This window comes from Pelorhabdus sp. sgz311002, from assembly GCF_056134285.1.
On sequence record NZ_JBWBCL010000001.1, the window covers coordinates 419,555 to 443,927 of the forward strand.

Below are 24,373 nucleotides of genomic sequence, written 5' to 3' on the forward strand. Positions count from 1 at the left end.
TATTTTAGTAGCTGCTTTTTCTTGTAAGAAGCAGTTTTTTTATTGAGGAAATTTCTTTTTTTACTTTAGTAAAGTCAAGAGGAAAAATTCTCTTGTTGTAGAACTTAAAAGAGGTTATTGCAGTAATATTCGCATTATAATTAGACAGCAGAGAAAGAAAGGGAATTCGGCGTGAAAAACAAAAGGGTCTTGTATGTAATTGCTGTGTTTACTGTTTTCATTCTAGGTTTTATTGGATTTCGCATTTATAGTAATATGCAAACAGCGAAGGAAAAAGCGGCTGCTATGGCCAAAGGTCGTGTTGCAACGGTCGAAGTTATGGCTGTATCGCGACGCAATATTACCCCAATGCTTTCCTTTACAGCTTCACTTGAACCGATTTGGTATTCTGATATTAGTCCTAAAGTGGACGGGCGCATCTTAAATCTCTATACAGATGAAGGGAAAGCAGTAGCGGCTGGCCAAGTTGTCGCCTCACTAGAAAATAATGAATATGCAGCGCAAGTATCCCAAGCGCAAGGCAGTGTTTATGCGGTAAGAGCCGATCTTTCCCAAGCCAGAGCGGATTTAGCCAGAGCCCAAACGCTTGTAGCTCAGGGCGCTGTATCACAGCAGCAATATGAAGCAGCTGCCGCAAAAGTAGCCAACCTGGAAGGTCAGGTCAATGCCAATCAGGGAAATCTCGCGTATTTAGAAGCGCGACTGACGAATGCTGACGTCGTTACCCCTCATAGCGGTATTGTTATAAAGCGTTATCTTCAGGCCGGTGATTATGCGAAAGCGGGCACCGCTGTTTTTAATGTAGCTGATACGACAAAAATGCTGGCGAAGGCAATTGTCGGTGAAGGGCAGGTGACGCAAGTGAAACTGGGCGATACGGCCCAAGTTGTAATTTCTTCATTGTCAGACCAGCCCTTTATAGGTACAATTACGAAAATTTCTCCTTCTGCTGCTGTTCCTGCCAGAACGTTTACGGTAGAAGTGACGCTCGATAATAGCCAAGGGACGATGCTTTCCGGTTTGACCGCAAAGGTCATGGCCGCTGGCAGAGAACGCCCCAATGCCCTCGTCGTGCCAGAGTCTGCTCTGGTACTATTTGAAGATCAGCGGACTGTTTTTGTTGTAGATGGTGATCGGGTTGTGCAAAGAAAATTAAAACTTGGCTATGTCGGTGATGGTTGGGCTGAAGTACTGTCTGGCTTAAATGATGGCGATGTGATCGTTGTAGCCGGGCAAAATACGATTCGCGACGGATCGAGCGTAAAAGTGAGCGCCACCCGGGAGGCCGGTCAGCTATGAATTTTTTAAAGGTGTTTATTAAGCGGCCTGTTTTTACGACGATGCTAGTGTTTGTGCTTGTCGTTTTCGGCCTTTCGGCGATTCCCCGCCTTGGCATTGACTTAATGCCTGATGTGGATTTTCCCCTTGTTTCAGTCATGGTAACTTGGACGGGGGCTTCACCAGAGGAAATGGAAAGTCTTGTGGCCAAGCCCATCGAAGATGCGGCAAGCTCTGTGGCTGGCATTAAAACAATTACGACTTTGACTAGACCAGGAATTGCGCAAGTAACAATTGAGTTTGTGTTAGGAACAGACCCTAGGATGGCGGCGGCTGATGTGCGGGAAAAAGTCGGCGGAATTCGCAAAAAGCTGCCTGATCAGATCGATGAACCGGTTACGCAGCGTTATGATATTACAGCATCGCCGGTAGTTTACTATAGTCTTTCTTCTGACAAGCGCCCGCGCGGTGAAATTCGTAAAATGGCTACTGATGTCGTGAAAGAACGACTGCAACAGCTTGATGGTGTTGGCGATGTGGCGATTTTGGGCGGCAGCGATCGGGAAATCCAGGTTCAAGTTGATCCAAGACGGCTCGATGCCTACAATATGACACTAGATCAGGTTATTAGCGCTGTAAATAGCGCCAATGCCAATACGCCAGGCGGATATGTAAAAGAACAAGGTTATGAAATGGTTGTCAGAACGTTAGGTCAGTATCGAACTGTAGAAGAAGTCGGTTCGATTGCTGTAGCTACTATCAATAATCAAGTCGTGTTGCTGCGCGATGTGGCTAATGTAGCTGACTCCTATGCAGAAGAAAGAACATACGCGGAAACTGGCGGTGTTCCTTCTGTTGTCGTATCAGTACAGAAACAGTCCGGCACAAATACTGTAGCCGTTTCTGATGCCGTAAAAGCAGAAATGAAGCGAATCGAAGGCGAACTGCCTAGTGACGTAAAGGTTACGATTGTTCGTGACGGTTCTTTGTATATTAAAAGTAATGTAGAAGATGTGGCCAATTCACTTATTTTAGGTGGTTTCCTTGCTGTTGTTATTGTGTTTTTATTTTTGCGCGACGGCAGAGCGACCCTCATTGGAGCTTTGGCGATTCCGACGTCAGTCATTGCTACTTTTTCGTTGATGAAGGCAGGCGGCTTTACTTTAAATAATATGTCGCTTATGGGACTTAGTCTTGCCGTAGGTATTTTAATTGATGATGCAATTGTTGTAGTAGAAAATATTCACCGTCATATTGAAGCTGGTGCATCGCCAGCAGAAGGGGCCTTTTCGGGGACTGCTGAGATATCGCTCGCTGTTTTGGCTACGACACTGTCGATTTTGGCTGTGTTTGTGCCGGTTGGATCTATGGGAGAAGTTATCGGCATGTTTTTTCGCCAGTTTGGTTTGACTGTGGCTTTTGCTGTCGCTTTTTCCTTGTTTGTGGCTTTCACGATGACGCCGATGCTTTCAGCCCGCTGGTTAAAAGGCAAAGAGGAGCTAGCGGCTAAGCACCGAATGAAAGCTAAAAGCTTTTTGGGGCGGCTAGTCGATACTGTTCTTGATAAATGGGAGCAGGGCTTTGAAACAGTGCGCGATACGTATCGTGAATTTTTGCGTGGCGCCTTAAAGCGTCCTGGTCTGATTGTAGCAATAGCGATTGCTTCGTTATTGGTAAACTTTCTCTTTGTCCCATTGCTGGGCTTTGAATTTCAGCCGACCTATGATTCGGGCGAATTTAATATTTATTTGACAGCGCCATCAGGTACGTCTATTGAAAAAATGCGGCAGCTTGCTCAACCGATTGAACAAACGGTTCTAGATCTACCGGAAACACGTGCTGCTTTTATGAATATCGGTTATGCGCAAAATCCGGTAAATAAGGCGATGATTGGTGTAAAATTAGTTGATGGCAGTGATCGCAAGCGGACGATGATGGAAATCATGGATATGTTGCGAATGAAATTTCGTAATTACACAGGTATGAAAATTGCTGTAATTCCTATGTCAACAACAGGCGGGCGCGGTGATAAGCGGCCAGTCCAAGTGGGCATTCAAGGCGATGATATGCATGTTTTATTACAGCTTTCCAATGAATTGGCCGAACGGCTTCGCCATGTGGAAGGAGCCTCTGATGTTGATACATCGGCAAGCGATTTTGAACCGGAAGTACAAGTCGTTTTAGATCGAGCGAAAGCGGGCCAAGCTGGTGTCAGCGCTGATACGGTCGGCTATGTTGTCCAAACCGCCTTTGCTGGTAATACGACGGCCAATCGTTATCGCGTAGGCGATAAGGATTACGATATTCGAGTTCGCTTGCAAGATAAACTGCGGCTTCGTCCTGAAGATGTAGCCAATGTGCGGGTAACTAGTAAATCTGGGAATCAAGTCCGGATTGGCGATATTGCCAAGGTGAATTTTACATCGGGCCCCGTAGAAATTGATCGCGAAGATAGGCAGCGAGAAATTATTGTCTATGCCAATAATGTCGGTGTATCAGCTGGCGATATTATTAATGCTACGAAAAATGAATTGAGTCAAATGAACTTCCCCTTTGGGTATCATTACAAATTTGTTGGTGACACGCGGACGATGAATGATTCCTTTAATGAAATTGGCCGAGCCCTTATTATTGCCGTTGTTTTGATTTATATGGTGTTAGCTGCTGAGTTTGAGAGCTTTATTCATCCTCTCACTATTATGTTATCGTTACCTTTTTCGATGATTGGCGCCATTTTAGGCCTATTAGTGACAGCTAAAACTATCAACATTATGAGTCTTATCGGGATTATTATGCTCATGGGACTTGTAGCGAAGAATGCAATTCTGTTAGTAGATTATACAAATACACTCAGAGAAAAAGAGAAGCTTTCACGTGAAGAAGCACTCTTAGAGGCGGGAACTGTTCGACTTAGACCGATTCTTATGACGACAGCTGCTATGATTTTAGGCATGTTGCCTGTCGCTTTCGGACTGGGAGCCGGAGCGGAGCTTCGTTCTTCCATGGGGGTCGTAGTTGTTGGCGGATTAATTACTTCGACGATTTTAACTTTAATTGTAGTGCCGCAGATGTATATTTTTATGGATAATTTGCAGAATTACTGGAACAATCGTAAAAAGTCTGCAGGCAATATGACTAAAACTTTATGAGATTGGAAAGCTGTCACCATAATCTGAGTGGTGGCAGCTTTCATAATTTTATTTCTAAAACGGTGCAGGAAGTTGTTCTTTTCGTGTGCAATATATAATAACAAAGTTTTCTTTTGATGGTTAAATAATTTCTGCTTTGATGGTTAAATAATTTCCGGAAAAGGGTGTTTCCTGATGAGACAGACCAAAAATGTAAGATTAGCCATCGATGATGTACAATCCGGAATGAAATTGGGACAAGTTGTAGTCGAACGAGACTCGCAGATTGCCTTGATGGAAGGCATGCTGTTAACAGATAGTCTGATTGCCCGATTGAAAAGTCGTGGTATCACGCATTTAGTCATTGAAAAAAGTATTCTAGACAATGAAATTACTCGTGCAAATCGTTTGTTTCATAAAGCGTATGATGAGTTGATCCCTGTTGTAAAGCAGGCTTTTGTGGGATTAAGGTCTTGCCAAGAGCTTTCATTACCTCGGATACAAGATTTTGCGCAAACGACGATTGCTACTATGGTGAATTCTGTTGGTGTTATGAACCATTTACTGATGGTACGCCGTCAGGACGACTATACCTTTCACCACTCCTTAAATGTTTCCGTTATTTGCGGTGTTTTGGGACGGTGGCTTGGTTATGAAGGCAGAGAATTGGATCAGTTGATTTTAGCCGGATTGCTCCATGATGTAGGTAAATCGCAGATTCCTCTTACTGTGTTGAATAAACCGGAGCGGTTGCTTGACGAAGAAATGGCAGTCATGAAAATGCATACTCTCTATGGCTATGATTTGCTAAAAAACGTACCGGGAATTTCTAAGCAGGTATTAGCTGGCGTTGTGCAGCACCATGAACGGCTTGATGGAACTGGCTATCCTTTTGGTCTCGCGGCGGAAAAGATTGAGCCCTTTGGCAGAATTATTGCGGTAGCTGACATTTATGATGCGTTAACAAGTGATCGGGTTTATCATAAAAAGACCACGCCCTTTGCCGTAGTGGAACTTCTAATTGAAGAGATGTTTGGTGCGCTTGATCCGACAGTTTGTACGGTTTTTTTAAATAATGTACGCGATTATTTTTTGGGGAATCGGGTACTCTTGAATACAGGCGAACAGGCGGAAGTCGTTTATCTAGGACAGTTTCTTGGCTCTCGGCCAATCGTAAAAACCGAAGATGGGGATTTTGTTGATTTAGAACGGCGTAAGGAAGTGACTATTGTAAAACTTGTTAGGGCTTAATTTCAGGAGGTTGCGCTATGGCAGGAACGAAAAGGCTCACTATTGATAAAGTTGAACCAGGGATGAGATTAGCTGATGTAGTATTGAATGAAATGGGCAAGGTATTGTTGGAAAAAGGAACTGTTCTTACAGAAGCCTTACTGCAGAGAATGCAGGAATGGAATGTTATGAGTGTTGTAGTTGCAGAGGCAGAAACAGCATCTACCGTTTCTACCCAGGCGAATCCTGTTGCAACAGAATGGCAAAATAGTATGCAGACGCCTAAGGAATTTTCCGATCCTTACCATGATACAGTAGAAAGAGTCCGTGTCATTTTTCAGCAACTGCGTCAGAAGGAACCGCTTCCTTTACAAGAAATTTTTTCTTTGGTCAAAGGGCCAATTTCTTATATGATAAATGCTGTTGGTGTTATTAATCATTTGCAGCAAGAACATCATCTCTCAGATTATACTTATCACCATTCGGTGAATGTGGCTATTATTACGGGGTTGTTAGGGAAATGGTTAGAACTTTCGAAACCAGAGTTATTCGATCTAATTGTATCTGGTTTGCTCCATGATGTGGGGAAAAGCCAGATTCCCTCAGAAATTCTTGATAAACCAAGTCAGCTTACTCCGGAAGAAATGGCTCTTGTGCAACAGCATGCTTATTTCGGTTATCAGATTGTAAGACAAGAAAAAGCCTTGTCAGCTAATGCCGTTTGTGGTATATTACAGCATCATGAACGAATGGATGGTAGCGGCTATCCGCTTCATGCGAAGAAGGATGCGATACATCTTTTTGGACGTATTGTAGCAATTGCTGATATTTATGATGCTATGACCTCGAATCGTTCTTATCGGGAAAAAGTAGCGCCTTTTACTGTGATTGAGGCCCTTATTAATGATATGTATCAAAAGTTAGATGTGGAAATTTGTACGGTCTTTCTAAATAATGTACGCGATTGCTTTTTAGGTAATATTGTGGTGTTAAACAATGGCCAGCAAGCCGAGGTTATTTATTTAGGTCAGTTTATGGCAGCCCGACCTGTTGTCCGTACTGATAAGGGCGAGTTTATTGATCTGGAAAGACGTAAAGATTTGAGTATTGTTAAATTAATGCATAAATAGGGAGTGTAAAGATTGAAAGCAGTTGTCTTATTATCAGGCGGCCTTGATTCTACTGTCTGTATGTCAGTAGCTGCCGCTGCTGGTTATGAAATATATCCGCTTAGTTTCCGTTATGGTCAAAGACATAGCAGAGAGCTAGATTGTGCGCAGCAAGTCAGTGCGTTTTATCAAGTAAAAAAACATCTTATTGTTGATACGAATATGCAAGATATTGGTGGCAGTGCTTTGACAGATCCGTCAATTGCTGTACCGAAGGGTGATGTAACGAGAGACGATATTCCGGTCACGTATGTTCCGGCCCGTAATCTTATTTTTTTGAGCTATGCTGTCGGTTATGCTGAAGTTTTGGACGCTGAAGCTGTCTATATTGGCGTCAATGCCATGGATTATTCCGGTTATCCTGATTGTCGGCCCGAGTTTATTGCTAAATTTCAAGAGTTGGCTAACTTTGCTACCAAGGCGACAACGACAGGGAAAAAGATCCAAGTGCTTACGCCGTTGCAGTTTCTAAGCAAAAAAGAAATTGTAGTATTAGGAACAGAAAATAAGGCCCCACTTGCCTTGACTACAAGCTGTTATAATGGTGAAGCAGAAGCTTGTGGGGAATGTGATAGCTGTCTCTTACGGTTAAAAGGCTTTGCCGAAGCTGGGATGAATGATCCGATACCTTATAAAAAGAGGGGTGCCCATTTTTGAAAGATGTACAAAATCTTACAGATACAAGAGGAATTGCAATTCAGCGCGTCGGCGTGAGTTCGGTTCATCTGCCGTTTTTAATTCAGGCCAAAGATGGTTCATTTCAAAGTGTTCTGGCGCAAATTACTCTTACCGTAAGTTTGCCAGAGCAATTTAAGGGGACTCATATGAGTCGCTTTATTGAAATTTTAAGCGAGTGGAGTCAAAAGCCCATCTCCAAGCGTGAAATGAATGATATCTTATTGGATACTTTGGAAAAATTGCAAGCCAAAAGTGCGGAACTTTTAATCCGATTCAAATATTTCGTAAAAAAGAAGGCGCCTGTAAGCGCTCTTGAAAGTTTGCTTGATTATGACTGCACTTTTTGTGGACGACTTGAACATGGTCAAGAGATGGCTTTTACCATGGAGCTTTCTGTTCCTTTTACCTCCTTATGTCCTTGTAGCAAGGAGATTTCTCGCTATGGCGCTCATAATCAGCGTGGACTGATGCAGGTAAAGATTCGTCAACGGCAGGGATATTTTACGTGGATCGAAGACTTGGCTGCTTTGATGGAAGCGCAGGGGAGCAGTCAAGTTTATCCCCTCTTAAAGCGGGAAGATGAAAAGTTTGTCACGGAAAAGGCCTATGAAAATCCAAAGTTTGTTGAGGATGTTTTGCGTGACTTAGTTCTTGCAATACGCACGCTGCCAGAAATCGAATGGTTTGAAGTAGAGTGTGAAAACTATGAGTCAATTCATAATCATAGCGCCTATGCCGCACATGTTGAGGAAGTAACAAAATAGAGGTGGAAAAAGAGGGAGAGCATTAAGCTCTCTTTCCTTATGTAGTCATAGGCTATAAAAAATTGCCAAGCGGCTACTGACATGATAACATAGATACATGATAAAGTTGGAGCGTATAATAACCATGAGAAAAGAGCAAAAACGGCTGATTGTCAATGCCGATGATTTTGGTTTGCATCCCCTTGTCAATGCGGGGATTGTAGAGGGCCACAAAGCGGGTTGTATTACGAGTACTTCCTTGATGCCGGGCGGCGCGGCTTTTACAGAAGCCGTCGCTTTGGCCAAAGAAATTCCTGATTTAGGGATCGGTATTCATTTAACTCTTGTTGGTGGTGAAAAGCCACTGTGTCAGCCTGAAGAAATTCCTTCATTAGTAGCCGAAAACAATTGTTTTGCAGCAGATTATGGTTCTTTTTTACAGAAATATTTCACTGGTAAAATACGACGCAAAGAAATTGAAATAGAATTACGAGCGCAGGTAGAAAAAGCAATGGCTTCTGGACTATCTATAACTCACATTGATAGTCATCAACATATGCATGTTGTGCCTGGCATTGTTGACATTGTGATTCGTTTAGCGCAAGAATATGAAATTAAGGCAGTGAGAATTCCGGCAGAATCGTATTTCTTTTTTGGTAAATATCCTTGTTCTTTAGGTCGTTTTTTAGGTCGCGGTGCCTTATCACTGCTAGCAAAGCAGTCTCGTTATGCCTATGCAAAAGCGGGTCTTAGTCAACCCGATCATTTTTTTGGCATGCTGGCTGGCGGCAGTTTGTTGCCAGAATATTTTTTGGAGATTTTGAAGTCCTTGCCGGAAGGAACTTCAGAAATTATGATTCATCCCGGTAAAGAGAATCAGAAGTTAAGTAACAACTATCCTTGGCGTTACCATTGGCAGGATGAATTGGCTGCGGTGTTGCAGGAAGAGAATCGCCTTCTTTTGGCTAAAGAGAATATTGAATTGATTTCGTTTAAGGAGTTGTTGTATGAATAAGTTGTACCAACGGCTTATTTTATTGATTTTACTTGTTGCCGGCATATCGGGAACCGTCATTTATTTTACTGTTGATATTCACACTTTAAAGCATTTTGACGTATTTAAGCCTTGGACGATTCTACTTGTCTTATTTGTCTGGTCAGTGGGGATGTTTTTTGATGGTACGAGGCTCATGCATCTTGTGCGCATTTCTGGCGAATCCATTTCGCTGATGCAGGCGGTTCAGGTGATTTTCAGCAATTACTTTTTAGCGCTACTCACACCAGGAGCTGCTGGGGGCGCTTTTGCTCAAGTGATGTTTTTGCGTAAAGCAGGAGTACCGATTGGCAAAGCGACGGTTTTAGTGATTGTCCGAACCTTACTGTCGATTTTTTTTATGCTTGTTTGTATGCCCTTTATTTTTTTAATTGAAAGCGATAAATTACCTTGGTTATCACCCAATTTACTATTGGGGATTTCTATTGGGTTATTACTTTGTATGGGTCTTGGTATTTGGTTGATTCGAACCAACCTGTTGATTTACCTAATGCGCCCATTGTTTAAGAATGCACGCCACCATCTTCGCCGTAATGCCTTTAATTTATATAAAGATGTGCGAGGCGGTGTTTTGTTGTTGGCAGCGGCACCGTTGTCCATGATTCGAGTTTTTGTAGAATCCGCCTTTAGCCTGTTAGCTCTTTATAGTATGGTGCCTGCCTTGTTTTGGGGAATGGGAATTTCTGTCGACCTCGTTCACGTATTAGGAAAAATGATTTTTTTAAATCTTTTATTATATTTTGCGCCTACACCAGGCGGCTCTGGCATTGCGGAAGGAACGTTTGTGTTGCTTTTTGCCAGTGATTTGCCTGCCGGAACTGTGGGCATACTTGCTGTTGTATGGCGGATTTTTTCAGAATATCTGCCGTTTTCGATTGGTATGTATTTTACCATCCGCGTGTTTGGCCAGAACTTTTTAACACGCGAAATCAAATAAAAGCTCAGAGATTCGAATAAAGGAAGGGGTTCGATTTATGAAGGTTTTAGTTACAGGCGGAGCCGGATTTATAGGCTCGCACCTTTCGCAAAAGCTGCTTGCTGATGGTCATACTGTAGTAATTTATGATAATTTAAGTACGGGACGAAAAGAACATGTGCCAGCAAAAGCGAAGCTTGTTGTCGGTGATATTCGTCACGAAATGATGTCTACAGTGTTGGCAACGGAAAATTTTGATGCAGTAGTTCATTTAGCGGCGCAGACTGGCGTGCCGGCATCCATTGAATCGCCTTTATTTGATGCCGATGTAAATATTCAAGGATCTGTTCGCTTGCTAGAAGCTTGTCGTACTTATGGCGTAAAGCGCGTTGTATTTGCCTCGACTGCTGCTGTCTATGGTGATGTGGCGGAGGTACCAGTGAAAGAAGCAGCGCCGACAGTTCCTACTTCTTTTTATGGACTGAGTAAATTAACGATTGAAAAATATTTAGCGTTGTATCAGGCGCAGTTCGGCCTTTCTTATGTGGTGCTCCGTTTCGCCAATGTGTATGGCGAACGCCAGGGCGATGGCGGTGAAGGCGGCGTTGTCAGTATTTTTTCGCGTAAGTGCTTCCAAGATGAACCTGTTACGATTTTTGGCACTGGAGAACAAACGCGCGATTTTGTTTATGCCGGTGATGTGGCTGAAGCAATTTTGCTTGCTTTGCAGACTGATAAAGACAATCAGGTTTATAATGTGAGCACAAAAACCGAAATAACAGTCAATGAGCTGCTACATTGTATTGAGACTGTTAGTGCTAAAAAAATGAGTACCACTTATGAACCACCGCGTGAAGGCGATATCTTTCGTTCCTTTCTAGAAAATCAAGCGATCACAAGTAATTTAGGCTGGAAAGCGAAAACAACTTTACCGGAAGGATTAGCTAAGACGTATAAATTCCTGTGTGGGAAAGGAAGCTAATAAGAAATGAAATTTAACCGAATTACGCCTGCCTTATGGTTTATTATTGCGATTAGTTTATTTACTGCGTTCTTTCAGTTAGGTCAACTGCCGCTGCTAGATCCCGATGAGCCTGTTTATGGTGAAACGCCGCGGGAAATGTTGCTGTTTAATGATTGGCTATCACCTAGAATTTACGGCGATTTTTGGTATGATAAACCGCCGTTATTCTATTGGTTGGTAGCTTTTAGCTTCAAATTGTTCGGAATCAATGAATTCGCTGCGCGTTTTCCATCGGCTCTGTTAGCTGTTGCAACAGTGATTTTGATCTATCAGGCAGGCAGGAAGCTTTTTGATGAACGAACTGGTTTATTTAGTGCGTTAGTATTGACGACAATGGTTGAGTTTTTTTACTTATCAAAAGCGGCTGTAACTGATATGACGCTATTGTTTTGTCTTACGGCGTCATTATTAGCCTTTTTACTGAAACGCTACTGGCTGCTTTATCTTTTTGCTGGTCTAGCTACTTTGGCGAAAGGTCCGATTGGTCTTGTCTTTCCCGGAACGATAATCTTTCTTTATATATTAGCCGGACGTCGCTGGGCTATTTTAAAACAAATGCAAATTTTACGGGGCTGTTTGATCTATTTGCTTGTTGCAGCTCCGTGGTATGGATTCATGGCCTATACGCATGGGGCTCCGTTCATTGATACTTTTTTTGGATATCATAATGTGACGCGGTTTACGTCGCCAGAACATCCTGAAGGAGTGCTTTGGTATTATTATATTCCCGTTATGCTGATCGGGTTTTTACCTTGGACAGCAGTGCTTGTTCAGGCTGTGAAAAATTCTTTGACAAGTTATGGGCAAACCTTTAGTTACTTACAGTTCTTAAATATTTGGGGCTTTTTCATTCTCCTCTTTTTTTCCATATCTCAGACAAAACTTGTTTCCTATATTCTTCCCATGTATCCACCGCTTGCGTTAGTAATCGGTTGGTATCTAAATCGGCTTTATGAGCGGCGGCAGAAGCTATCTTTTATTAGTTGGCCTATCGTAGCAACTGTATTGCTGGGACTTCTTGGTGTTGGTTTGGTTTTTGCAATGCAAAGACAAAATGAACTGCAGACTGGGACAATCGTCAGCATCGTGTTATTTGTTTTCGCTGTAGGCGGATTGTGGGCAGCTTACCTGAAACGTAGTGTGTTGATGATGATTTTTAGTCAGGCTATTCCCTTTGCGTTATTTAGCGCGGTTCTTGTTGCCTTTTTAGTTGGACCAGTTTCTAGTAGTTTAAGTATGAAATCGGCGGCAGAAAATTTTAAAAATATCTATGATGGGCAGGCGCCTATTTATGTAGCTAAATTTTTACGTCCAGGTTTTGCCTATTATACTCATTTATACGGACAGGAACTAGATGATAAACGGAAGTCGGTCAGTGGTAAGGTAATTGACGAAGCTGTTCGAGGAACTTATTTTGTAGTTCGCTATCAAGACTATACTGTCTTAAACGAGAAGACAAAACAGAGTTTGCAGCTGTTGTGGCAAGAACAAGATAAAATGATTTTGATTAAACAATAGTAGGAGAGATGCCTTTTGCGGGCCCATTATATGAGTTACAGCCTATTTTTTCTTGCTTTTTTCTTTTATCTTGCATTCAATCAAATCATACCAGTTACAGATCCTGTCGAGTCCAATTATGCGCTTACCGCCAAAGAAATGGTTTTATCAGGAAACTGGCTATCGCCGCAAATTTACGGTCAATTTTGGTATGATAAGCCTATTTTAATTTATTGGCTCATTGCCGGTTCTTTTTCTTTATTTGGTATCAACGATTTTGCGGCGAGACTGCCTGCCGCATTATTTGGTGCTGCTAGTGTAGTTCTTTTATTTCGGTTTATCATTTTGCTTTACGGTAGCACAAGACAAGCTCTCTGGGGTAGTCTTGTGCTGGTTACTTCGTTGGAATTTTGGATGATTAGTAAATTGATTTTGACCGATGGGGTCATGTTTTTCTTTACAAGCCTCTCATTAGGTTGGCTCTATCTGGCATTTCAGGGCCGAGGACGCAGTTGTTACGTATTGGCTTATGGTGCAGCTGCCTTTGCAGTTTTGACAAAGGGACCTGTGGGCATTGTTTTGCCTGGCTTGATTGCTCTTTTATTTATAGCTTTACTGCGAAACATCAATTATTTAAAAAAACTATATTTATTACACGGTTTTTGTCTAATGGCACTGATAGCTGGTCCGTGGTATTACGCGATGTATACAGTTCACGGTCCGGAATTTGTTGATACCTTTTTAGGGCTTCATAATTATATGCGCGCTACTGTTTCTGAACATCCTAAGGATAATGTTTTTTATTACTATCTAATTCTAGTACCGTTGAGTCTTCTGCCTTGGAGCGGTTTGTTATTTCCTGCTTTATGGCGAGCAATAAAGCAAGCTGGAGAACGGGAATTGTTTTTACTTGTATGGTTTTTTGGTTTTATTGTATTTTACTCATTTATGGCTACAAAGTATCTCACTTACGTATTTCCGGCAATTTTTCCAGCGGCTGTGCTTATTTCAGTTTATCTGGAAAAACTCTATACAGCGTCAGTGGCAGCAGCAAATTGGTTGTGGCTAAGCGGGCCAGCTTGTTTCATGCTAGCTATTTTTGGTGCGAGCGCCTATTTTATTCCGATTGCTCTTCATAAAATCGTAACAGCAACCGCTTGTACACTAATGGTACTGATTCTTGTTTTTATGCAGATGCAAAAAAAACAGACTATGCTCATTGTCACAGTCTGTCTTACGACGATTGTTTCCATATTATTTCTTATTCCGAATAATTTAATTCCTCTAGCAAATCATCGCTCCGCCAAAAGCATTGTTTCCGATCTTCCTGGTGATGCCACTGGGGCGATTTATGGTGAATATCAAACCTCAGCAGTATATTATGGTAATGTTCTTTTACCACGACTTATCTTAAAAGAGGAACCTGTTAATAGTAAAAATGTTTGGGCTGGAAAGTATACGATGCCGACGGAAACGCTGCAAACCTTTTTACAGCGTTCTGATGGAAAGGGTAAGTATATTCTTATGAAAGAAAAAGAAGAAGCCGGTTTTACCTCTTTACCAGAGGCGACCGACTTCCAGAAAATACAAAAACAAGATGGAAACATTCTTTTTTACCGGCAATAATGGAAAGTATTCTTGTTAGGAACTTGCATCATTTTTAGTTACCATTTTTTCCGTCATCCAACGGAAGAAGACAGCTCCGCAGCGGTCACAACAAAACTGATTCCAGCCTTGCTGCATTTTATTGCCGACAAGATGAGCATTGCCGCCGCATTCATGTCTTACCGCATTATACATAATAATCACTCCTTGTCGTAATTTGCGGAACCAATTAAGTTGAAAGGCAAGGATTGTTTTCTCTTTCCCTTTACTGAGGTAAGGCTGATTCTTCTGCCAACATATGAGGCGGGCTGGGATAGAAGAATTGGCAATTTTCTGGTTTGAATTTTACTTTTACTAATTCTTGCTGCAATTCATCAGCAAGAGCAGCTTCAAATTCTACTAAATGTTCATCTGTTACTAAAGCGTCTTCCACTAAGACGACGATAGAGGATTTTACTTCCGGCGCATTTTCCGGAATTTCATTGCGGTCAAGTGGAATCGTTGGAATTAGACGAAGAGCGGCCAAATATTCACCTTCCGGCGTAGTAACTTGGGCGCGGTACGTGTTAAACCAGAGAGTTTTTGCTAGACGGACTTTTAAAGGATTTTCAGGAGAATACACAGCATCAAACGACCTTTCTCTTTATAAAATAAGCAAATATCTATTCATTCTATATTATACCATGAAAAACAAGAAAAAAATGAAATTTTATGATAATAAGGGAATTTTAGTGCTTTTGTCATACTTTAAAAACTGAATATTCTTTTTACACGTTTTAAAGCAGGAATTTTGCTAAAATAATGGAATATACAAAATATAAATTGATAATCAAGGGAATAGGTGCTTTTGCTTAATTGGGAAGACCGGTGAAAAGCCGGCGCGGTCCCGCCACTGTAATGGTGAGCGCTCTTATCAATGCCACTGGAGAAATTCGGGAAGGCTAAGTAGCGCAATGAGCCAGAGTCAGGAGACCTGCCTGTTCTGACACACGCCGTTATGACCTACGAGAGATGGGGAGGTGGGTAATTGCGAACAGCTCTGTCTCTTTTACCCCCCTTTGCCAAAATCAAAGGGGGGGTTTCCTTTTGTTAGCAAGTCAAAAAATGAAAGAAGGGTATACGACAGGTTCTTGCGCTGCTGCTGCGACGAAGGCTGCAGTTTTAGCCGCAAGGAATCAATTTGTTACTAAAGTAGAGGTTTTATCACCGCAGAAATATCCAATTACTGTACCGATTGCTAAAGCTGAGAAGCTAGAGAACGGTGGCAGGGCTTATGTAATCAAAGATGGTGGCGATGATCCTGATATTACTCACGGAACGGAAATTGAAGTCACGGTAGAACTCACTAACCAGCCAGGCATTATGATACGAGCTGGTAAGGGAGTTGGCACTGTTACTAAACCGGGCTTGTCTGTGTCAGTAGGGGAACCTGCCGTGAACCCAGGTCCGCGCAAAATGATTGAGTTAGTTCTAGCGGAGCTTCTGCCGCCTCAAACAGGTGCTATTGTCACCATTTCAGTTCCACAAGGTGAAGTTCTTGCAAAAAAAACGTTAAATCCTATGCTGGGCATTGAAGGTGGCATTTCGATAATTGGTACAAGCGGCATTGTAAAGCCGATGAGTGAAGAAGCCTTTAAAAATTCCTTGACGCCTCAGATTAGTGTTGTAAAAGCTTTGGGACATGAAGCTGTTGTGTTTGTTCCTGGTCGAATTGGCCAGGATGCAGCAGTAGAAAAATTGCATATTCCCCTTGAATTCATTGTTCAAACAAGCAACTTTATTGGACATATGCTGGAAAATGCGGCGCAAAATGGTCTTAAAGAAGTACTGTTAGTAGGACATTTAGGCAAATTAGCTAAAGTTGCTGCTGGCATTTTTCATACACATAACCGGATGGCCGATGGACGGCTGGAAACGATTGCCGCTTATTCCGCTGCATTAGGTGCGCCACAAGCGGCTGTTACCGAAATTTTGGATTGTACAACGGCAGAAGCAGCGATGACGGTTTTAGAAAATTATCAATTAGAAAAGGTCTATGAAGTCATTGCTGCAAGAGCGAGTTTGCGGGCAGAGCGGTATGTCTTTAATGAACTAAAAGTAGGAACTGTTCTTATTACTTTAAAAGGTGAATTTTTAGCAGCAGATGCTGGTGCGAAATGTATCGGGGGAAAAATGGGATGGATCATAAAATAGTTATAGTTGGGATCGGGCCAGGCTCACCTGATTATATATTGCCAATTGCCCAAAAAAAGATAAAAGCTGCAAAAATATTAGCAGGAAGCCGTCGGGCCCTTGCTGCACTTAGTGAACCAGGGCAAATCACTTTACCGATTGATAAAGAAATTCCTGCATTGATGACTTTAATTGAACAATATTTACAACAAGATGATGTTGTTATTTTAGTGTCGGGAGATCCCGGCTGTTATAGTCTTTTGCCTGCAGTACAACGGTTTTTGCCTCAGGCGAAGCTAGAAGTGATCCCAGGTATTAGTTCTTTTCAAATGGCTTTTTCTCGTATCGCTTCGGTATGGCAGGATGCAACGCTAGTGAGCTTGCATGGGCGAGAAGCGAAACGTGATGTTTTTATGTTTAATCAATGCAAGAAAATCGCTTTTTTAACAGACCCAGTTCATTGTCCCAGTTGGATTGCCGCAGAACTTATTGCTGGCGGCTGGCCGTTGGAAGCAAAAGTCTATTTGTGTGAAGCTCTTTCTTATCAAGAAGAGAAAATAGTAAGTTCCACTTTACAAGAAGTTGTAAAAGTAGCTGGATTTTCTCATTCCGTAATGGTGGTGACAGGATGATACATTCCCCAGGAATTTCTGATGGTGAATTTATACGAGGCAATATTCCAATGACTAAAGCGGAAGTGCGAGCTCTCGTGCTGTGTAAGGCAAAAATTGCTACAGACGCTATGGTGATCGATATTGGTGCTGGAACCGGGTCATTAAGCGTTGAAGCAGCACTTATGGCGCCGCAAGGTCATGTTTATGCGATAGAGCGAGAGCCCGAAGGTATAGCGCTGATTGAAGCCAACAGTAAAAAATTTAAAGTGGAAAATTTGACGGCAATTTGCGGTGCAGCGCCAAAGGCGCTCGATAATTTGCCGCAAGCCGATACGATTCTTATCGGTGGGAGTGGCGGCAGTTTACCGGCGATTCTAGAAAATTGTGACTTATTATTGAAAGAAACGGGACGGCTTATTCTTACAGCAATTACGCTGGAAACCGTCACCAATGCTCTTTCCTTGTTATCACAAAGAAATTATGAAGCGGAATGTTTTCAAATGCAGGTAAATCGGCTGAAAAAAGTGGGTTCTTACCATATGTTTGATGCCCTCAATCCAATTTTTGTGCTTACTTGCTGGAAAAAATTGAAAGGTGGCGTCAAATGTTAGGTTCATTTTATGGTATCGGTGTGGGACCTGGTCCCGCCGATTTACTAACAGTCAGAGCGGTTGAATTAATAAAACAAGTTGATGTTGTTTGTGTGCCTGCTTCTGGCGGCACAATAAATGCGGCGCTGACGATTGCTAAAAACTATATTGCAGGCAAAACTGTGGCAGAAATTTCTTTGCCGATGACGCGTGATCCTGAGGTGCTAGAGACTCATTGGCAACAAGGCGCACAACAAATTTGTGCTTTGTTGCGTCAAGGCAAAGATGTAGCCTTTATTACCATTGGGGATGCCATGTTGTTTAGCACTTATACCTATTTGATGAAGAAGATTATGGAATTGGAGCCAACTGTTACGATTGAAAGCGTTCCTGGGATTACTTCATTTGCCGCTAGCGCTGCTCATGTGAATATTCCTTTAGCTGAGAGCAATGAAAGGCTTCTGATTATTCCAGCGCTCGATGATCCGACAGAATTAGAAAATATTTTTCAATTAGCGTCCAATGTAGTTCTAATGAAAGTGGCTGGCCGCTATGATGCGATTGTTGCCATGCTTGATAAATTGAATTTGCTTGATAAGGCAGTATATATTAGCAAACTTGGTTATCCAGAGCAGCTTGTCACACGAGATTTGCAATCTTTAGTAGGTAAAAAAATTGATTATCTTTCACTCATACTTGTGAAACAGGGAGGATTATAAGTGTTAGTATATATTGTTGGAGCTGGCCCGGGAGATCCGGAGCTTATTACTGTAAAGGGACAAAAACTGTTAAGCCAGGCCGATGTTGTAATTTACGCCGGTTCGCTTGTCAATCCGGCATTGCTGGATATGACTAAAAAGGAAGCTGAAATTTATAATAGTGCTACAATGACACTTGACGAAGTGATTGCTGTGATGGAAGCGGCCGTGGCGCAAGAGAAAATGGTTGTACGCCTGCACACTGGCGATCCAGCTATTTATGGCGCGATACAAGAACAAATGGATCGTTTGAAAGAGAAAAATATTGAATTTTCCGTAATTCCTGGTGTAAGCTCTTTCTTAGCTACTGCGGCTGCTTTGCGGCAAGAGTATACTCTGCCGAATGTGTCGCAAACTGTTATTATTACGCGTTTAGAAGGCAGAACCCCAGTACCGCCCAAAGAAAAGCTTGCTTTACTAGCTTCCCATGAAGCAACAATGTGTATCTTTCTTAGTGTTCACATGCTGGATCATGTAGCGCAAGAGCTTATCGACGGCGGTTATGATGCCAAAACGCCGGTAGCGATTGTGCAAAAAGCCTCTTGGCCGGAACAAAAAATTATCCGTGGAACGCTTACAACTATTGCCGAAATTGCGGCTAAAGAAAAAATTGATCGAACAGCGATGATTGTTGTGGGAAAGGTACTTAACAGTGACTATGATTTGTCTTGTCTCTATTCGCCCAACTTTGCTCATATGTACAGGGATAGCCGATGAGACTGGCAATTATAGCGGTTACCAGCAAGGGGGCGAACCTTGCTGATCAGTTAGCGCAGTCGCTTAAACTGGATGTCACTGTTTATGCAAAACAAGGGAGAACAACGAATCGCTTACACCATACATACGAAAAAGTCAGTACAGTTATCGATGAAATCTTTGCTGTTTACGATGGTCTGATTTTCATTATGGCTACAGGTATAGTAGTAAGGGTAATTGCGCCTCACATTACCGATAAGCGGTTTGACCCCGCTGTGGTAGTGCTTGATGATATGGGAAAACACGCCATTAGTTTACTCAGCGGTCATTTAGGCGGGGCCAATGAACTTACGCTAACAGTGGCTAAAGCGATTGATGCCGTTCCTGTTATTACGACCGCATCAGATACAGCGCAAAAAGTAGCAGCTGATACTTTGGCTGTCAAACTGAATTTGGCCATAGAGCCTTTTGATCAATTAAAAGTTTTGAATGCATCCATTGTGAATGAAGACCGTGTGTTATTTTGTTTAGATGGGCAATTGCCAGAGGCGGCTACGTATCATCGTCTTGCTGAAGAAATGGGCGTAAATCTTGAAACGATGGATCGTCTTGGCGATACCGATAGTTATGACAGTGCTGTAGTGATTACTGATAAAGATCTGTATATGACAAAGCCTCATGTATATCTCAGACCGGCAACTCTTTTTGTCGGAATCGGCTGTCGTCGCGGGACGTCAAGCGCTATGATTTACGAAGCGCTGACCCAATCTTGTAAAAAGATTGGCCGCAGTATGAAAAGTATTGCTGCTTTGGCTACCGTTGATATCAAAAAGGATGAAATCGGCCTCTTATCAGCCTCGCAGCAACTAGCTTTGCCAGTGAAATACTATAATAGTAAAACATTGCAGGCTTGTGTCAATCAATATAAGTTAACAGAATCAGATTTTGTAAAAGAACAAATAGGAGTGGGAAATGTATGCGAAGCAGCAGCAATACTTGGGGGGAAGAGTCACAAGCTACTCTTACCCAAAACAAAATATCAGAAGGTCACTATTGCTATCAGCGAGGTAAACTCTTTGTTGTCGGAATAGGACCAGGAAGTTTGCTTGATTTAACGCCACGGGCGAAAGAAGCGATTGTCGAAGCCGATGTGGTTGTAGGATATGATACGTATCTTAAACTCATTGCCGAATTAATTACCGAGAAGGAAACTTTCGGCACGGGGATGATGCAGGAAGTAGATCGTTGCCAGGCCGCAGTTGATCGAGCTGCAGCTGGGAAAAAAATAGCCGTCGTATCAAGTGGCGACTCTGGAATTTATGGAATGGCAGGCTTAGTTTTAGAGCTAGCGATGAAAGTGCCTGAGCCTTATCGCCCTGAAGTGGAGATTATTGCAGGGATTAGCGCTGTATCGGCCTCTGCTGCGATTCTCGGCGCACCGCTCATGCATGATTTTGCCGTGATTAGTTTAAGCGATTTATTGACGCCTTGGCCGCTCATTATGAAGCGGGCGGAGATGGCTGCTGAAGGTGATTTTGTAATTGCCCTTTATAATCCGCGCAGCAAGAAACGGGTAAAACAAATTGAAACAGTTAGAGAAATCCTCTTAAAGCATCGGAAAAAAGAGACGCCTGTCGGTATCGTTCGTCAAGCTGGACGTAGTGAACAGCAGATGACCATCTCTGACTTAGAACATTTTACGCAAGAAGAGATTGATATGTTTTCTCTTGTCATTATTGGCAATAGTCAAACTTATGTGGAAGCAGGCCGCATGATTACGCCTCGTGGTTATCAGCTGTGATTTTAGTTTTAGCTGGCACGCAGGATGGGCGTGAAATTGCTGCGAAGCTTGCGTTGCAGCAAAAAGAAGAAATTCTTGTATCTACTGTGAGCGAATACGGGGGGCAACTGGCAGCTTGCGAGCATTTAAAAGTGCTTGTCGGTAAGCTTGATAAGACTGCCATGAAGGATGTTGTTCTTGAACAGCATATTTCCTTGCTTATTGACGCGACTCATCCTTATGCCGTAAAAGCGAGCGAAACAGCTCGCGAAGTTTGCCGTGAAATGGGAATTCCTTATTGTCGCTATGAACGTCCTGCTGTTGCTTTACCGGATTATGGCAAACTAGTTGAAGTCGCTTCAGCAGATGAAGCGGCTAGAGAAGCGGCTAAATTAGGACAGGTTATTTTTTTAACAACAGGAAGCCGGACGCTTGGCACTTTTGCTAAAGAACCGCTACTAAAAGAGAAGCGTCTTATTGCTCGCGTGTTACCTGATCCGGAAGTGTTAACTGAGTGTTTTGAACTTGGTTTTACGCCGCAGAATATTATTGCTATGCAAGGACCTTTTAGTCAAAAACTTAATAAAGCTATGTTTGCTGAATGTGGCGCCGAGGTTGTTGTGATGAAAAATAGCGGTACAATAGGCGGTAGTGATACGAAACTATTAGCAGCCATGGAGTTATCGCTTTTTCTTGTTGTAATTACGCGGCCGCCATTACTATCGACCGATTATCCGCTTTTTTCCAAGCCGGAAGAAGTGATTATGTGGGCGGCAGACCAAAGTGTTGCAATGGACAGAAGATGTTGAGGAGGATTCCTTATGGAATTTATTAAACAACCCCAGGAAATTGAGCAAAAGAGTATGAGAATCATTGCTCCTTATTTGAAGGACTTTAACTTAAACGAACAAGAGATTAAAATTTATTCACGCATGATCCATGCTTCAGGCGATCCCGATTATGCGAATCATGTAGCGCTTCATCCTGAGGCGATTGCCGCGGGGATTAAAGCGCTGAAAAACGGTTCTGATATTTTTTGTGATGTCGAAATGGTCCGTACAGGTATCAATAAGCGTAAACTAGGCGAATTAGGCGGACAAGTTCACTGCCTGATTGCTGATGAGCAGGTTGCTCATCAAGCGAAAGATCAACAGATTACTCGTTCTATGGCGGCGATGCGATCTTTTGGGCAGAGAATGAATGGCGCTGTTGTAGCCATAGGCAATGCACCAACGGCTTTGTTTGAAGTCATTCGCTTAATGAAGGAAGAATCGCTAAGACCAGCTCTGATTATTGGCGTTCCTGTTGGTTTTGTCGGAGCAGCCGAATCAAAAGAGCTTCTTGCTGAAATTTCACCGGTTCCATTTTTAACGGTGAAAGGCTGCAAAGGCGGTAGCCCGATTGCGGCTTCAGCTGTTAATGCCCTTTTATATATGCTGTAAAAACCTTCTTTCACTATAGTGATTACAAAGGAGGATGGCTATGACTACTTACTCTATACCGCGACTTGTTATTGCGGGAACACAAAGCGGTGTTGGCAAGACCACCATTGTAACTGGCTTATTGGCAGCCTTTCGCCAAATGGGTCTCAAAGTGCAGTCTTATAAAGTAGGTCCTGACTATATTGATCCAGGCTATCATCAGCTTGCCAGCGGCAGACCAGCTCATAATCTTGATACTTGGCTTGTGCCGCCTGAAGCAATTGCGCCTATTTTTTTAGAAACAGCGGTAGATTGTGATTTAGCAATTATTGAAGGGGTTATGGGGCTTTACGATGGCGGAAAAAATGGTATCAGTAGTACTGCCGAAATTGCGAAATTGCTGCATGCTCCGGTAATACTAGTCGTTGATGGAAAATCCATGGGAGAGAGTGCAGCTGCGCTCGTGCTTGGGTTCCAGCGTTACGATAGTGACACACAGATTGCCGGTGTCATTGCCAATCGCCTAGGCTCTGATTCGCATACCGAAATTATTACAAAAGCATTAGAAAATATTGGCGTGGCTTTATTTGGCGCCATTCGGCGTGATCAAACGATGGCTACGCCAGAACGGCATTTAGGACTTACGCCTGTAGAGGAAACTGATAGCGAGCGGATCGTAGCACAGATTGCGGCGGCAATTGCCAAACAAGTTAAACTTCAGGAGATTCTTGAGGTAGCAAACTCGGCTCTGCCATTACTGTATGAAGAAAAGAAGCCGCAAAAATCGGCGTCTAAAGTGCGCATCGGTGTGGCGAAAGACAAAGCATTTTCTTTTTATTATCCGGCAAGTTTAAAAATGCTGGAACGCTTAGGAGCTGATCTTGTCTATTTTAGCCCCTTGCAGGATGCTACGCTGCCTGAGGTAGACGGTTTATTGTTAGGCGGCGGTTTTCCTGAGATGTTTTTAGCTGAACTAGCTGCGAATCAAAGTCTTATCGCCGAACTACAAAGAGCTCATCAAGAAAAAATGCCGATTCTTGCCGAGTGTGGCGGGTTTATGTATTTAACCAAGAAAATCGTCAATTTTACTGGAGAAGAATTTCCTATGGCTGGTTTGATTCCCGCTACATCAATTATGGAAGGAAAGCTTCAGACTGTCGGTTATGTGGAAGCTACGGCACTCACTGATACGATTCTTGGGCCTAAAGGAAGTAAACTCCGCGGTCATGAATTTCACTTTTCCCGCTTTGAACCAGAAGATTCAGCGGTGTCCGCCTGGGCTTTTACCTTAAAGAAAATGCGCACAGGCAAAGAATATCCCGGCGGTTTTGCCACAGACAATCTCTTAGGATCTTACCTCCATCTTCATTTTGCTGGATCGCAAGCAGCCGCCGAATCCTTTATTGCTAGTTGTCGCGCCTTTGTCGCAAAAAGGCAGAATCGAGGCAATGATGAATAAAATTATTTTGATTACTGGTGGAGCTCGCAGCGGTAAAAGTGAATTTGCCGAAGAACTTGCTCAAAAATTAGGGAGAGAAGAATCATTAGCCTATATTGCTACGGCGCAAATTTATGATGAAGAAATGCGGCAACGGGTTCTGATGCATCAAGCGAGACGCGATAAGCAATGGCAGACTTTTGAAGCGCCTTATCATGCCGCTGAAACGATTCGAGCGGCAGCAACGTCCAATGACGTAATTTTGTTTGATTGTCTTACCTTGTATTTGACGAACCTGCTGCTTGCGCCAGATCATCCGCAGGATGACGCCGCTCATCTAGATTTGATTCTTCAGGAAATCGATCAGTTGCTAGTGGCGGCGCGAGGCTGCGGCAAAACTGTTTTATTTGTTACGAATGAAGTCGGAGCAGGGATTGTGCCAGAAAATGCTTTAGCTCGCAAATACCGCGATTGGGCAGGTTGGGTCAATCAAAAAGTAGCGAAGACGGCAGATGAAGTGTATTTTGTTGTCTGCGGACTTCCGGTAGAAATAAAAAGTTTGGCGAAATCGGTGTAAGCAAG

Annotated in this window: 24 protein-coding genes and 1 riboswitch; of the genes, 22 read left to right on the forward strand and 2 right to left on the reverse strand. The window is 42.8% G+C overall.

Going from position 1 to position 24,373, the window contains the following annotated elements; translation table 11 throughout:
* Nucleotides 1–171 precede the first annotated feature (171 nt).
* From AC0NJP_RS02170 to AC0NJP_RS02220, 11 genes are all read left to right on the forward strand, one after another.
* On the forward strand, nt 172–1,299 hold the full coding sequence (locus AC0NJP_RS02170) for an efflux RND transporter periplasmic adaptor subunit (RefSeq protein ID WP_474698623.1): 1,128 nt from the start codon (nt 172–174) through the stop codon (nt 1,297–1,299).
* Nucleotides 1,296–4,427, forward strand: a complete 3,132-nt coding sequence (locus AC0NJP_RS02175) for an efflux RND transporter permease subunit (RefSeq protein ID WP_474698624.1) — start codon at nt 1,296–1,298, stop codon at nt 4,425–4,427. The genes AC0NJP_RS02170 and AC0NJP_RS02175 overlap by 4 nt, the downstream gene beginning before the upstream one ends.
* Before the next feature lie 174 nt (nt 4,428–4,601).
* Nucleotides 4,602–5,657, forward strand: a complete 1,056-nt coding sequence (locus AC0NJP_RS02180) for an HD-GYP domain-containing protein (RefSeq protein WP_474698625.1) — start codon at nt 4,602–4,604, stop codon at nt 5,655–5,657.
* 17 nt (nt 5,658–5,674) lie between these two features.
* Complete coding sequence (locus tag AC0NJP_RS02185) at nt 5,675–6,766, forward strand: HD-GYP domain-containing protein (protein WP_474698626.1); 1,092 nt, start codon at nt 5,675–5,677, stop codon at nt 6,764–6,766.
* Between the two features lie 12 nt (nt 6,767–6,778).
* A complete protein-coding gene (gene queC, locus AC0NJP_RS02190) occupies nt 6,779–7,462 on the forward strand; it encodes a 7-cyano-7-deazaguanine synthase QueC (protein WP_474698627.1) in 684 nt (227 codons plus the stop codon).
* Nucleotides 7,459–8,247: a GTP cyclohydrolase FolE2 gene (gene folE2, locus AC0NJP_RS02195; RefSeq protein ID WP_474698628.1), complete on the forward strand. Its 789-nt coding sequence runs from the start codon at nt 7,459–7,461 to the stop codon at nt 8,245–8,247. Before queC ends, folE2 begins: the two co-directional genes overlap by 4 nt.
* A 124-nt stretch (nt 8,248–8,371) precedes the next feature.
* On the forward strand, nt 8,372–9,241 hold the full coding sequence (locus AC0NJP_RS02200) for a ChbG/HpnK family deacetylase (protein WP_474698629.1): 870 nt from the start codon (nt 8,372–8,374) through the stop codon (nt 9,239–9,241).
* Complete coding sequence (locus tag AC0NJP_RS02205) at nt 9,234–10,217, forward strand: lysylphosphatidylglycerol synthase transmembrane domain-containing protein (protein WP_474698630.1); 984 nt, start codon at nt 9,234–9,236, stop codon at nt 10,215–10,217. Before AC0NJP_RS02200 ends, AC0NJP_RS02205 begins: the two co-directional genes overlap by 8 nt.
* Before the next feature lie 37 nt (nt 10,218–10,254).
* Nucleotides 10,255–11,178, forward strand: a complete 924-nt coding sequence (locus AC0NJP_RS02210) for an NAD-dependent epimerase/dehydratase family protein (RefSeq protein ID WP_474698631.1) — start codon at nt 10,255–10,257, stop codon at nt 11,176–11,178.
* 6 nt (nt 11,179–11,184) lie between these two features.
* Entirely contained in the window at nt 11,185–12,738 is a 1,554-nt protein-coding gene (locus AC0NJP_RS02215) for an ArnT family glycosyltransferase (protein ID WP_474698632.1), read from the forward strand.
* A 15-nt stretch (nt 12,739–12,753) separates the two neighbouring features.
* Entirely contained in the window at nt 12,754–14,343 is a 1,590-nt protein-coding gene (locus AC0NJP_RS02220; protein WP_474698633.1) for an ArnT family glycosyltransferase, read from the forward strand.
* A 15-nt stretch (nt 14,344–14,358) separates the two neighbouring features.
* Here AC0NJP_RS02220 and AC0NJP_RS02225 read toward each other — a convergent pair whose 3' ends face one another.
* Both AC0NJP_RS02225 and AC0NJP_RS02230 read right to left on the reverse strand, forming a co-directional pair.
* On the reverse strand, nt 14,359–14,517 hold the full coding sequence (locus AC0NJP_RS02225) for a hypothetical protein (protein WP_474038387.1): 159 nt from the start codon (nt 14,515–14,517) through the stop codon (nt 14,359–14,361).
* Between the two features lie 70 nt (nt 14,518–14,587).
* Nucleotides 14,588–14,944 carry a hypothetical protein gene (locus tag AC0NJP_RS02230; protein WP_474038388.1) on the reverse strand — a complete coding sequence of 119 codons (357 nt, stop codon included), beginning with the start codon at nt 14,942–14,944 and terminating at the stop codon, nt 14,588–14,590.
* 200 nt (nt 14,945–15,144) lie between these two features.
* Nucleotides 15,145–15,317, forward strand: a riboswitch (cobalamin riboswitch).
* Nucleotides 15,318–15,426: 109 nt separating this feature from the next.
* Between AC0NJP_RS02230 and cbiD the strand changes: the two genes are divergently transcribed.
* From cbiD to cobU, 11 genes are read left to right on the forward strand one after another with little or no spacing between them, the layout of a single operon-like run.
* Entirely contained in the window at nt 15,427–16,515 is a 1,089-nt protein-coding gene (gene cbiD / locus AC0NJP_RS02235) for a cobalt-precorrin-5B (C(1))-methyltransferase CbiD (protein WP_474698840.1), read from the forward strand.
* Nucleotides 16,500–17,126: a precorrin-6y C5,15-methyltransferase (decarboxylating) subunit CbiE gene (gene cbiE / locus AC0NJP_RS02240; RefSeq protein ID WP_474038389.1), complete on the forward strand. Its 627-nt coding sequence runs from the start codon at nt 16,500–16,502 to the stop codon at nt 17,124–17,126. The genes cbiD and cbiE overlap by 16 nt, the downstream gene beginning before the upstream one ends.
* Nucleotides 17,123–17,719: a precorrin-6Y C5,15-methyltransferase (decarboxylating) subunit CbiT gene (cbiT, locus tag AC0NJP_RS02245; protein ID WP_474698634.1), complete on the forward strand. Its 597-nt coding sequence runs from the start codon at nt 17,123–17,125 to the stop codon at nt 17,717–17,719. The genes cbiE and cbiT overlap by 4 nt, the downstream gene beginning before the upstream one ends.
* Nucleotides 17,713–18,417 carry a precorrin-2 C(20)-methyltransferase gene (gene cobI, locus AC0NJP_RS02250; protein ID WP_474038391.1) on the forward strand — a complete coding sequence of 235 codons (705 nt, stop codon included), beginning with the start codon at nt 17,713–17,715 and terminating at the stop codon, nt 18,415–18,417. Before cbiT ends, cobI begins: the two co-directional genes overlap by 7 nt.
* A complete protein-coding gene (cobM, locus tag AC0NJP_RS02255; protein WP_474698635.1) occupies nt 18,418–19,173 on the forward strand; it encodes a precorrin-4 C(11)-methyltransferase in 756 nt (251 codons plus the stop codon).
* On the forward strand, nt 19,170–20,243 hold the full coding sequence (locus AC0NJP_RS02260; RefSeq protein WP_474038393.1) for a cobalt-precorrin 5A hydrolase: 1,074 nt from the start codon (nt 19,170–19,172) through the stop codon (nt 20,241–20,243). The genes cobM and AC0NJP_RS02260 overlap by 4 nt, the downstream gene beginning before the upstream one ends.
* Before the next feature lie 11 nt (nt 20,244–20,254).
* Entirely contained in the window at nt 20,255–20,953 is a 699-nt protein-coding gene (cobJ, locus tag AC0NJP_RS02265) for a precorrin-3B C(17)-methyltransferase (protein ID WP_474698636.1), read from the forward strand.
* Nucleotides 20,950–21,741 carry a precorrin-6A reductase gene (gene cobK / locus AC0NJP_RS02270; RefSeq protein WP_474698637.1) on the forward strand — a complete coding sequence of 264 codons (792 nt, stop codon included), beginning with the start codon at nt 20,950–20,952 and terminating at the stop codon, nt 21,739–21,741. Before cobJ ends, cobK begins: the two co-directional genes overlap by 4 nt.
* Nucleotides 21,742–21,753: 12 nt before the next feature.
* Entirely contained in the window at nt 21,754–22,374 is a 621-nt protein-coding gene (locus AC0NJP_RS02275) for a precorrin-8X methylmutase (protein ID WP_474038396.1), read from the forward strand.
* A gap of 40 nt (nt 22,375–22,414) precedes the next feature.
* Nucleotides 22,415–23,812 (forward strand): cobyrinate a,c-diamide synthase, encoded by a 1,398-nt coding sequence (locus tag AC0NJP_RS02280; protein WP_474698638.1) that lies wholly within the window; start codon nt 22,415–22,417, stop codon nt 23,810–23,812.
* Nucleotides 23,805–24,368 carry a bifunctional adenosylcobinamide kinase/adenosylcobinamide-phosphate guanylyltransferase gene (gene cobU / locus AC0NJP_RS02285; RefSeq protein ID WP_474038736.1) on the forward strand — a complete coding sequence of 188 codons (564 nt, stop codon included), beginning with the start codon at nt 23,805–23,807 and terminating at the stop codon, nt 24,366–24,368. Before AC0NJP_RS02280 ends, cobU begins: the two co-directional genes overlap by 8 nt.
* Nucleotides 24,369–24,373: the final 5 nt, after the last annotated feature.

Excerpts from the sequence above, each read along its gene's own strand:
- AC0NJP_RS02175 (WP_474698624.1), top strand. The coding sequence starts at position 1,296 with ATGAATTTTTTAAAGGTGTTTATTAAGCGGCCTGTTTTTACGACGATG.
- AC0NJP_RS02180 (WP_474698625.1), top strand. The coding sequence starts at position 4,602 with ATGAGACAGACCAAAAATGTAAGATTAGCCATCGATGATGTACAATCC.
- AC0NJP_RS02185 (WP_474698626.1), top strand. The coding sequence starts at position 5,675 with ATGGCAGGAACGAAAAGGCTCACTATTGATAAAGTTGAACCAGGGATG.
- AC0NJP_RS02200 (WP_474698629.1), top strand. The coding sequence starts at position 8,372 with ATGAGAAAAGAGCAAAAACGGCTGATTGTCAATGCCGATGATTTTGGT.
- AC0NJP_RS02205 (WP_474698630.1), top strand. The coding sequence starts at position 9,234 with ATGAATAAGTTGTACCAACGGCTTATTTTATTGATTTTACTTGTTGCC.
- AC0NJP_RS02210 (WP_474698631.1), top strand. The coding sequence starts at position 10,255 with ATGAAGGTTTTAGTTACAGGCGGAGCCGGATTTATAGGCTCGCACCTT.
- AC0NJP_RS02215 (WP_474698632.1), top strand. The coding sequence starts at position 11,185 with ATGAAATTTAACCGAATTACGCCTGCCTTATGGTTTATTATTGCGATT.
- AC0NJP_RS02225 (WP_474038387.1), bottom strand. The coding sequence starts at position 14,517 with ATGTATAATGCGGTAAGACATGAATGCGGCGGCAATGCTCATCTTGTC.
- cbiD (WP_474698840.1), top strand. The coding sequence starts at position 15,427 with ATGAAAGAAGGGTATACGACAGGTTCTTGCGCTGCTGCTGCGACGAAG.
- cbiE (WP_474038389.1), top strand. The coding sequence starts at position 16,500 with ATGGATCATAAAATAGTTATAGTTGGGATCGGGCCAGGCTCACCTGAT.
- cbiT (WP_474698634.1), top strand. The coding sequence starts at position 17,123 with ATGATACATTCCCCAGGAATTTCTGATGGTGAATTTATACGAGGCAAT.
- cobI (WP_474038391.1), top strand. The coding sequence starts at position 17,713 with ATGTTAGGTTCATTTTATGGTATCGGTGTGGGACCTGGTCCCGCCGAT.
- AC0NJP_RS02260 (WP_474038393.1), top strand. The coding sequence starts at position 19,170 with ATGAGACTGGCAATTATAGCGGTTACCAGCAAGGGGGCGAACCTTGCT.
- AC0NJP_RS02275 (WP_474038396.1), top strand. The coding sequence starts at position 21,754 with ATGGAATTTATTAAACAACCCCAGGAAATTGAGCAAAAGAGTATGAGA.
- AC0NJP_RS02280 (WP_474698638.1), top strand. The coding sequence starts at position 22,415 with ATGACTACTTACTCTATACCGCGACTTGTTATTGCGGGAACACAAAGC.
- cobU (WP_474038736.1), top strand. The coding sequence starts at position 23,805 with ATGAATAAAATTATTTTGATTACTGGTGGAGCTCGCAGCGGTAAAAGT.